Annotated in this window: 8 protein-coding genes; 3 read left to right on the top strand and 5 right to left on the bottom strand. The window is 61.3% G+C overall.

Annotated features, from left to right (window positions below):
- The first annotated feature begins 49 nt into the window (after nt 1-49).
- A complete protein-coding gene (locus H6650_13245; protein ID MCB8952967.1) occupies nt 50-787 on the top strand; it encodes a 4'-phosphopantetheinyl transferase superfamily protein in 738 nt (245 codons plus the stop codon).
- 93 nt (nt 788-880) lie between these two features.
- Here the strand turns inward: H6650_13245 and H6650_13240 are convergent, their stop codons facing one another.
- The 3 genes from H6650_13240 to H6650_13230 form a co-directional block, all read right to left on the bottom strand.
- Nucleotides 881-1,456: a hypothetical protein gene (locus H6650_13240; protein ID MCB8952966.1), complete on the bottom strand. Its 576-nt coding sequence runs from the start codon at nt 1,454-1,456 to the stop codon at nt 881-883.
- Nucleotides 1,457-1,467: 11 nt separating this feature from the next.
- Nucleotides 1,468-2,577 carry an aromatic ring-hydroxylating dioxygenase subunit alpha gene (locus H6650_13235; protein MCB8952965.1) on the bottom strand — a complete coding sequence of 370 codons (1,110 nt, stop codon included), beginning with the start codon at nt 2,575-2,577 and terminating at the stop codon, nt 1,468-1,470.
- Nucleotides 2,578-2,664: 87 nt separating this feature from the next.
- Nucleotides 2,665-4,041 (bottom strand): FAD-binding oxidoreductase, encoded by a 1,377-nt coding sequence (locus H6650_13230; protein MCB8952964.1) that lies wholly within the window; start codon nt 4,039-4,041, stop codon nt 2,665-2,667.
- Nucleotides 4,042-4,672: 631 nt separating this feature from the next.
- On the opposite strand from H6650_13230, the gene H6650_13225 reads away from it, so the two are divergent.
- Nucleotides 4,673-4,990: a nucleotidyltransferase domain-containing protein gene (locus H6650_13225; protein MCB8952963.1), complete on the top strand. Its 318-nt coding sequence runs from the start codon at nt 4,673-4,675 to the stop codon at nt 4,988-4,990.
- Between the two features lie 60 nt (nt 4,991-5,050).
- Nucleotides 5,051-5,395, top strand: coding sequence for a hydroxylase (locus tag H6650_13220; protein ID MCB8952962.1), 345 nt, complete (start codon nt 5,051-5,053; stop codon nt 5,393-5,395).
- Between the two features lie 271 nt (nt 5,396-5,666).
- On the opposite strand, the gene H6650_13215 is transcribed toward H6650_13220, so the two are convergent.
- On the bottom strand, nt 5,667-6,182 hold the full coding sequence (locus H6650_13215; protein MCB8952961.1) for a hypothetical protein: 516 nt from the start codon (nt 6,180-6,182) through the stop codon (nt 5,667-5,669).
- Nucleotides 6,183-6,187: 5 nt separating this feature from the next.
- Complete coding sequence (locus H6650_13210; protein ID MCB8952960.1) at nt 6,188-9,748, bottom strand: hypothetical protein; 3,561 nt, start codon at nt 9,746-9,748, stop codon at nt 6,188-6,190.
- Between the last annotated feature and the right edge of the window lie 14 nt (nt 9,749-9,762).

Here is a 9,762-nt window from a genome sequence, read left to right as displayed (position 1 = left end):
AAAATCGGACTACGGAAAAAGTTGTCCTATTTGAAAAGTAAGGAACAGGATGTCAGACCTGACATGGCAGGCAGCGCCGGAAACGGCGGTGCTGGAACACAATGAGGTACACCTATGGCGGGTGTGGCTGACGCAGGCGGCAGCGGCGGACCGGTTATGGCCGCTGCTGGCGGCGGATGAAGCGGCACGGGCGCGGGCGTTCGTTTTTGCCCGCCATCGCCAGGCTTTTGTGACGGCGCGGGGTATGTTGCGCCTCATTCTCAGCCGCTACGTGGGCGAACCGGCCGCGGAGTTACGCTTTGATTACGGTGCGCGGGGTAAGCCGCGACTGCACGAGGACCAGGGCGTGCAGTTTAATCTCTCCCATTCGGGCGAGATGGCGCTGGTGGCGGTGACGCGGCTGGGGGCCGTGGGGGTGGATGTAGAGCAGGTGCGCCCGTTGGACGACATGATGGGGATTGCCGGGCAGTTCTTCGCCCCGGGCGAGCGGGCGCGGCTAGCGGAAATGCCCTCTCCGCACCGTCAGCGCGCCTTCTTCGATTGTTGGACACGCAAGGAAGCATATATCAAAGGGATTGGCCTGGGTCTCTCCCGCCCGCTAGACCAGTTCGAGGTCGCCTTTGCTCCCGGCGAACCCGCGCGTCTCCTCTCCGTCGCGCCCGACCCGGACGACGTGGCCCGCTGGTCGCTGTACGGGTTCAATCCCGCGTCCGGTTACGCCGCCGCTCTGGCGGTGCAGGGACACGGATGGCGTCTGCTGACCTATGAAAGTCGTTTGTCGCTATAAAGCATTAGGGGCGCATTTACCGACCCTTTTCAGATTGGTTCATTCCCCAAGAATGAACCAATCTGCACGCACTGCTGATGCGACCGGCAGGCTTTATTCGAGCAAGGCATCTAGCTCAAACAGGTCGAACGGATCGCCAGTACTGCCATCAAACGCCGCCGCCGCCGTCAGCGCCGCCCGCGCCACCTCATAGGCCGTGGCCGACGTCCCGTATAGGACGTGCATGGCTCCCATCGCGTAGTCGCTCCCCGATCCGAAGGCATAAAAACGGCTGTACTGCTGCACCGACCGCAGCGAATAGAGGCCAAAGATGCCGCGCGCATTCGCCAGCAGGCAGTAGAGGCGCGAATCCTCAAAGGAGTCTTCGTTGTCGCGGTGCGCGTTGAGGAAGTACCGCTCCTTCAACTGCTGGTGCAGCGATTGGGCCGTCTCAAAAATGGCCTCCACGCTGTGGAAGGCGGGCGGCTGTTCCCAATCCTGAAAGCAACTTGCCAGCACCAGCGGCCAGGAGGCGTGCCCCACGGAGCCGATATAGGTGTCGCCAACGCGGATTATTTTGGAGGAGTTGAGGATGTAGTCGGCGTGTTCTTTGCTGCCGCCAAACTTGGTCAGCGTATCCGCGCCGATGACGATTTTTCCTTCTTTTTGGACGACGACGATGGTGGACATAGGGAACCTCTTCAGACTGGCAGTTGCAGGGCGTGTAAGTAAGCGCGGTCGAAGGCGGCAATCATGCTTTCTAGTTCCGCGTAGGGGCCAGGCGTGTAGGCGCGGGAGCTAACGCCCTGCTGCGATAGTTCGCATACTTCCCAATCCTGGCGGTTGGTCATGTCCCAAAAGGCCACCGCGCCCTCGGGGTCGAAGTCGGGACGGGCCAGGGCGTCGGGGTGGAAAAGCCACTGGCAAATGACGCGGGTGCGATCCACGGCCAGCGGTTGCAGGCGGTGGATGAGGACGTAATCGGGGTGGAGGCTGAGGAACATGCCGGGGAACAAGGTGTAGTAGTAGACGCGCCCCAGGTCCGCGCCGCGAACGTCGCCCAGGGGCGGGGCGCATCGCTGCCCGCTGAGGGTCATGCTGGTCACGCCATCGGAGAGGGTCATGGGTCCGCCAAGTATCGCGCCTTCTTCCAGGTCGTTGCCGGCATTTCGATAAGGCGTCAAACGGTTCAACACGGGATGCAGCGTCGGGCAGTGATAGCACTCCGAATAATTCTGGAAGATCAGCTTCCAGTTCGCCGCCACCTCATAAACCGTCTCCCGCGCCACCACCAGTTCCGCCAATCGCCAGGCCGCGAACTTATCCCAGATCGGGGCCAGCGCCTGCGTCAGCGGTGGCGCGTCCGTCGCCAGATTGAGGAAAAGGTTCCCCTCCCACTCGGCCACGGCCACGGGAACCAGCGGGTAATCCGCTTTGCGGAAGTCGGCCACTTCGTGCATGTTGGGCGCGCCGATGAGGCTGCCCGCCAGGTCATAGGTCCAGGCGTGGTAGGGGCACTGGATGGTGTGGGAGAATTGGCCGGGGGATTGGGCGCAGAGGCGTGTGCCGCGATGCCGGCATACATTATAAAACCCACGCGCCACCCCTGCCTCATCCCGCGTCAAAATCAAACTCTCCTCCCCCACTTCCACCAGCACATACGCCCCTGGCGCATCCATTTGCGCCGACCGCCCCACATACAGCCAATGCCGCGCAAAAATCCGCTCCCACTCCCGGCGCCACACCTCCGCGGACGTGTAGTAGCCCCCCGCCAATGTTTTTGCCCCTTGTGCCGTGCGTCGTTTGTCCATAGTTGTTAACCGTTTATTGTACATGTACCAAGAAACCTTCCCGGAAGCTCGCAGACCCAAAACGTCCCATTATTCAAGTCGTTCAAACTACAACTGCAAACTTCCCGCCCAGTCCTCAATCTGCCGCAGGTAAGCGTCATCCTCATAGCGGCGCAGATCAAAAGCGGGCGCGTATGCCGGCATCGCCCCCCCCACAACATGCGCCGCCAGCAACTCCGCCGCCGCCAGCGCCGCCATCAGCCCATAGCCGGAAAGCGCCCCCAGAAGATACGCGCCAGACACGGGCAGCGGGCAACTCAACAGCCGATTTTCCCGCGTCTTGGTGTAGTAACCGCCATCCACGTAAGGGCGTGGCATCTGCTCAAAGTAAGCGGCAAGGCCCGGAATCATCGTCGCCATGCCCCGCAGCACCACCTCCGGGAAGGTAGGATCATCGGGCAACGGGAAAACGGGCGCGACCGCTTGCGGGTGATAGGCCCAGAGCATGAGCACGTTCCGGCTATCGCCGCCCCCCTCCGGGCGCGTATGCACGCCGCCGGGGAACGGCTCCAGCAGCCAGCGCGTATCCGTCGCCTCCGCCAGCCAGTCCCGCTCCGCGTCATTCCACGGCAAATACTGCGCGTCCTCCCAGATCAGCAGCGGCGCGTCGCGGGGGATAACGCCCAGTATGTCTTTGAATGACGCCTTAATGTGTCGCTCACTGAAAACGGGCAGGTCCACCCCCAGCAGCGCGGCCACCTCGTTCACCAGGGGACCGGCGGCGTTCACGAAACAATCGGTGCGCACATCCACATGCCCATCCGCCTGCCGCACGGTCACGCCCGCCACGCGCCCCCCCGCCTGCCGCACGGCCATCACCCGTCCGGTCATAAGCTGCGCGCCGTGCCGTTTGGCCTGTTCCAACAACAGCATGCCCAACTGCTGTCCGCTGAACCAGCCACAGCGGCGAGCGTGCAGCACGGCCACCGTCCGCGGCGAGAGATAGGGAAAGTGTTGACGGATGAGGCGGGGATCAAGCAGGAGGTCTACGCCGTCAGGCTGATCGGCGAAACCTTCAGCGACGACGGGCGCGTAGGGCGGATCCGCGGGCTGCCCCATGTGCTGGCGGATCTCGCCCATGTCCGTGGCGGCCACGGCTTCGGCGCGCATGGCCGCCGCGCGCGCGGGGTCGGCGGTGGCGTAGACGTAGCCGCGGCGGTTGAGGAGGAAGCGATTGTCGCTTCCCTGAGCCAGCGTTTCTAGCAAGTCGATGCCGCGGTTCATGAGCTGGCGCATGGCGGCGTCGGGGCCGGGCCACCAGTTGCGGTACGCTTCGGTGGATTTGTCGCTGGTGAGGGTGAGGGGCGGGCGTTCGTCAACCAGCAGCACATGGGGGACGCCCTGGTGAACGGTGAGGTGATAGGCGGCGGCGATGCCGGCAATGCCGGCGCCGCAAATAACAATGTCGGCGGTCAATTGCGTCATGGGGTGTCTTTACGGGACGAACCGCGTCCAGCGTTCCTGTAGAGAATGCAACGCCTGATCCAACTCATATACGCTTATTCCGTTGCCCCCGCCAGGCCAAGCACACGGGGCTTATCCTAAGTTTGTCGGTAACTACTAACGCTCTCTGGAGATTGGACCAATTTTACGCGCTCAATGACTCTTTTCGCCAGAGAAAATTGGTCCAATCTGGCTTAGCAGTTACGTTTGTCGTAGAAAATCACTCCTATTGCCATTGTACACAACATAGCTATTTGGCGAAAATAACATACAATTCTTCTGGGTCAGGTACATTTTTCGTGGATAAAAAAGCTCGGCGAGAGACGCCATTCTTTTAACGTTCCGCCTGTTCATTCAGAACAATGAGCCATACTCATTCCAAAATCGTAACTGCTAACGCTCTCTGGAGATTGGACCAATTTCACGCGCTCAGTGACTCTTTTCGCCAGAGAAAATTGGTCCAATCTGGCTTAGTAGTTACCCAAAATCTTCGTAGACTAAACGACGTTAGCCTGTCCCCCGATTTCACGAACAAGTTAAGCAGCGAGTTTTACAAGCTCTGCACCAGAGAATTTGCGGAGGGCTATTTCGTCAGAATCAAGGAGTTTATCTCATGGCTGACATCCCAAATCACATTCGACGAATAATCGCACAATACCTGACTTCACTCAGAGAGCATGGATTTCAAATTCAGGATGCAATCTTGTTTGGTAGTTATGCCAGCGGGCAGGCGAATCAATGGAGTGACATTGATTTAGCATTGGTTTCGCACGAATTCGAGGGCATTCGTTTCATAGACAAGAACAAAATTCGCAAAATCACGATTGCGGTCAGCACAGATTTGGAGGTCTTGCCTTTCAATCCTAAAGACTTCACGCCGAGCAACCCACTTGTAAAAGAGATATTGGATACGGGCATACGAGTTATTTGATGGGTCGCGCAAGGAAGAAAAAGCCTGACGGTGGCGTTAGACGTCAAAGGAGAATGAATCATGCAGATTCACTATCTGGAAATCGTGACCAGGGAGGTCGACGCGGTGTGCGATGCGTACGCCGCAGCGAACGGGACGCCGTTCGGCGATCCGGATGCCAGGCTCGGTAACGCCCGGACGGCCGCGCTGCCGGGCGGCGGGCTGGTGGGGGTGCGGGCACCCTTGCAGGAGACAGAGGAGCCGGTGGTGCGGCCCTACTGGCTGGTGGACGACATTGAAGCAGCCGTCTCCGCCGCGGTGAAGGCTGGCGGCGAGATCGCCCACCCGCCGTTGGAGATCCCCGGCCACGGTACCTTCGCCATCTACATCCAGGGCGGTATCCACCACGGTCTCTGGCAGCGGTAGGCGCGCCGATCCGTGATGCCGCCTGTGTCAGGGCTTGGGAACGGCTGCGCCACCCAAGAGAGGGCGGGCTTAGGGTCCATCCATTCGCGCGCACGGCGGGCGCCTGACCTCACCTCTGGCGCCTCGGCGGGGCCAAATGGGCGCGTTGTCAGGGGGGCAAAGTTCGTAAAGCAGGTGAGCGCAAGGGGTCAGGCAACATCACGGTCTGGAAGGCGTGGTTATGCTGGGGCAAAATGCCGGCATTCTCCCCCCCACCACAACAATCACCCCGCTACGGCCAATACCAGCTTTCTCGACCCAGATCCAGATCGCGGAATTCGTCTGTGGCAGCTATCTTCTCGGAAATGAACCGAATCAGGCCCGTTTCGCCAAACCATTTATGGGGGATGCTCCAAAAACAGACGCTGTCTTCATCCTCATAGAGAGCAAAAATGTGCGCTGCATCCGCTAACATGCCGGCATACGCTTCTTCCGTCACAAAGAAAGTATGATAATGCACGCCGGCCTTCCTGTCCGCTTCCCTGATTTCTACCTCTCCGGCACGCTCGTTTTGCGGTCGAATCACGTAGATGCTGCGAAAAGTGCTCCCCGCCGGGCATAACCAGACCGGAACGTGATGGTTCAGCACAACCCGGTAGTGACATCCGTGATGGCGCTCCGGCATCAAGCCAAACTCAAAGTAACGCTCTCCAGGTGCATACCCGTCTCGCAAGCGACGCCGCCAGTCTCCAAACACGCCCCCTTTGCGCCACATCTCCCGCAGCGTCTCAATGGGTATCCTCTCCATGCCCGCTACTCCTCGCTTCCCAGGTAGTATGCGCGTTCCCTGGCCTTTGCCGCTTCCAGTTCCCGGACAATGGCCGCTCTATCCTCCACCGAGAGAGAGCCATCCGCGTTGACCAGTTCGATCTCCCGATCATACGCCGCCCGCTCCATTTCCCACATCACTTCGGGATTCTCCAGGTAATGCCGCAGGCCAGGATAGCCGCCCGCCCTGTCGTCCACGAAATGTTTATACTCATGTTCCAGCGTGCGCAGGTCAACGTCACGGTGAACATTCATCTGACCCGGCTCACCCGGGCTTCTACCCGGTTGATAGCTCCCCGTCCACGGGTCGCCCGCATCCCGCACATTGATCTCGATGCCGTTGCGATCCAGTTCGGTAATGATCTCGTCAAAACGCTCTGGATGAAGCCGCCTGGCCGGCCCTTCATAGCTGGCGGCGGTCACCGGGCTGTTCTTGAACTTAAATCTTCCTTCGCCGCGCAGCCGCGCCTGGATCTCGGCGACTTTCAGGCGGATGCGGTTCAGGGCGGCTTCCAACACCTCCGCCGCGCGCGGCCCCAAAAGGGCGCGGACGGCGGCGCCCACGACCCGGCCCGCGCGCGACAGGATCGCCTTGCCAAAACGGGATGCCAGGGAGCCAAGCAATAACAACGCGCCAATAATAGCCAAAACCAGGCCGCTGCTGGCAATATCCTCATAGTCATTGTCGTTCTCCTGGGGGGTTTGCGAGCCAAATATCAGGTCATAGCCAGCTTTCGCCAACACAGCCCCTTCGGCGGCAGCCGTGGCGGCCAGGAGGCCAAGCCCAATGTCCGCCGCGATGCCCGCGCCCACGCCCATGCCGGCAATAATACCCGGAACCACCCCCACTTCCACACCCGCAATCCCCCCGGCAATCCCGTAGCCAATCACCAGCCCCAGGAACACCCATCCATAAAACAAGTTGGCGATATTGACAATCAACTGCTGCACGCGCAGGTATTTGTCCAGCGCCCGATTAAAATCCCCCGCCCAAACAGCGTCAAACGCCTCACCGATAGTATCCCACAGTTCCGGCCCCTCCTTCCAGATAGGACTATCCTCGTCAAACGGCCAGATCATAAACCACGCCGTTTGCTTGATCACCTCCCACCAGTTGGTCGCCAGATAATCCAGCTTCGGCTCCAGGTGTTCCCAAATGCCCTGCCAATGATTGGCGGGTGGGTCACTAAAAGTGATGGCCCCTCGCGCAATCGCCCTGGCCTGCGCCGGAACCTGGGCAATGAGGCCGCCCAGAAATTGCTTGATGGCTTCAATCGCCGGCTCAGGATTTTGAATCAGGTCCCAGATCGCCCGCATCATGGGGCCAATTTGAGCCAGCAGCTCAATCAGCTTTTGCAGCAGCCGTAGTAGCTCAACCAACCCTAACGTCAGGAACTCCAGAATATCCAAAGCCAGGTTGAACGCTGCCTGCAAGACAGAGAGTGCCGTGTCCAGCGCTTCGCCAACCCAGTCCAGAATCGTATCCGCCGCCTCTTTCAAGATTTCCGCGGCAGCATTGACGGCATCGACAGCCGAATTCACGCGCCGGTCAATCCAGTCACGCGCGCGGGCCGCCGCCTCGGGGAAAGCCGCCAGCGCCACCGTCACCAACCCTTTAAGAACAGCGCCAAAGCTCCTGATCAACCCCACGACGACCACGCGCGCCGCTTCAATGATGCCCCGCACCACCACTTTCGCGGCCTCGATAATCTGTTTCACCAGTTTGCGCAGCGCATCGAATATATCGTTGATGGCCCGCTTAATGGCCGCAAATGCATCGGAGACAGCCCCCTTGACCCGATCCCACCAGCTTCGCGGACGATTCTCTGCTTCCCGTCTCTTCGCCGCCGCTTTCGCCTCCGCCGCCACCCGCTCCTGCTCCGCGCGGTTCTCCGCGCGCGTCATCGTGGTGTCCGCCTCGGTCTCCGCCGTCCGCACCCTGTTCTGAATTTGTTGGTCAACTTCTTGCCGTCTTGTCGCCGATTGCGTGGCGTATGTTTGCTGAATTCTGAGGTTCTCTTCCCGCCAGCTTTCACGCTGCGCGGCCACATCCGCGCGCGCCTGCTCCTGCATTCCCTCCTGCTCCCCACGAACGCGCACCGTCTCATCGGCGATCTGGCGCTGGCCGCTGGCGCGAATTTCCGCCGACTGCTGCTCATAAACCATGCGGTTCTGCTGCCGCTGCTGCACCTGGTTCTGTACGTGCTGGCGCAGCCATGGCGCCGCGCCCTGGTCAAAGAGGGCGCGCGCCTGGTCGGAACCACCTCCGACCACCCCACCTCGCCCCATGGACGCCGTCGGCGGCGCAGGCCGGTAGGAAGGACTTAGTGTCTCCGTCGGAACCGTGGGATAGATGTCATTTTCGCCAAAAGGAACCAGGGAGGCGCCGTCCGCCGTCGCTCGCTGATGGGACATTTCCACGTCCGCGGCTTGTTGTTGTCGCTGGTTTTGATTCGGATCGGCCTCTCCGGTCAAATCTACCTGGGGGCGTGTGCCGGCATAAGTGGAAACCCCCGTATCGGAAATGGGAAGCTGGCTGAGAAAAGCACGCACCCGATTCACCAACCAGTCCCACCAACTCCCCTCATTCTCGCCCCCCGGTTCGGCAGCGGCGGTGGAAACCTGCGCGCCAGGAATCGGACCAACGGCAACGTCCCGGCGAGTCTCCGGCGCGGCTCCGGCGCGGCTCCCCGGACTTTCCGGCGCGGGCGCCTCACCCCGTCTCAGCGCAACAGGCGCTGCCGCCAGTCGCCGCGCTTGCCGTGGCAAACCCGTGGGGCGCTCAATTTGCGGGAAACTGGCCTGCAAAGCGCCTTTCTCTTGTTGCTGCACCTGCCCCGATGCGGCCCTTGCCAATGCGACGGCCTCCGGGAAAGCGCTGGGAGCGGCAGCCGCCAGGGATTCCAGCAAACGCTCCGCGCTGCTGGTGTCCACCGCGGGCGATCTGGCCGGCGCGCCCGTGGCAGGGGCCATCCCCCCACCCCCTATCATGCCCCCACCGATTTGGGGAACATCGGCGCCGACGCGGCCTCTCGTTTCCCGTTCTGGCGCGGCAGGCGGGGAACCCCGGCGGCGGGCGGGCGCGGGTTCCGCCGACGTGGGCGATTCCGTCGTGGTCGTGGGTTCCGCGGCGGTAGGGACGTCCGCTACGGCAGCGGACTCTACCACTGCAGGAGAATCCTCCGTGGCGGTTGGCTCCGGGGCTGGCGTTGGCTCTGGGGCTGAAGTTGGCTCTGGGGCTGGCGTTGGCTCTGACGTTATGGCTGATTCTGACGATGACGGGGGTTCGATTACCGCGGGTTCGGCAACCAGGGACACAGGCGTGGTGACGGCGGGTAACAGGTCGCCCCCGGTAGGGCGTTCTTGCGAGAAGAGTTGATTGACGGCTTGATTGCCGGCATCTCGCTGCAACTGCAACCAGGGACGACTCTGCCGCGCCAACCCGCTGCCCACGCGGCGACGATCCGTCCCCATACGGAGTGGCTGCACAACGCGCCGCGCCCCTTCTCGCTCCGGGGGCGCATGGGTCTTCGTCGTTTCCGCCATCAAGCAACCTCCCC

It is taken from the genome of Ardenticatenales bacterium (genome assembly GCA_020634515.1).
Lineage (GTDB): Bacteria > Chloroflexota > Anaerolineae > Promineifilales > Promineifilaceae > JAGVTM01.
This window is presented reverse-complemented; position numbering and strand designations above follow the sequence as displayed.